1 protein-coding gene is annotated in these 263 nt (G+C 51.3%); it reads right to left on the bottom strand.

Annotation, left to right across the window (positions count from 1 at the left end; genetic code table 11):
* Positions 1–60 precede the first annotated feature (60 nt).
* On the bottom strand, positions 61–263 hold a 203-nt coding region (locus ACRHNM_RS17055), incomplete at its 5' end, for a hypothetical protein (protein ID WP_431137823.1).

Here is a 263-nt window from a genome sequence, read left to right as displayed (position 1 = left end):
CGGGTAGTTGGCCACCCCGTCGATTGTCTCCATATAGTTTTTGACAAATTTCATCATGGCTTATGGTTTTTCGGAGGCAACTTCGCTGCCCTGTTCAATTTTGATATCCGTACCCAGTCGCTGCAGGTAGGCAATCATCGCGACGATTTCCCGGTTGCGCATCTCCACGAAGGGCTCCCCGTTCTCCTGTGCGTTCTGCTTCTGGTTTTCATAACTCCGGGCAAATTCCGGGTCGGTGTACAGGTTTTGTTCGATTTGGGCAG

This window comes from Psychroserpens mesophilus (genome assembly GCF_050617655.1).
Classification (GTDB): Bacteria; Bacteroidota; Bacteroidia; order Flavobacteriales; family Flavobacteriaceae; genus Psychroserpens; species Psychroserpens mesophilus_A.
This window is presented reverse-complemented; position numbering and strand designations above follow the sequence as displayed.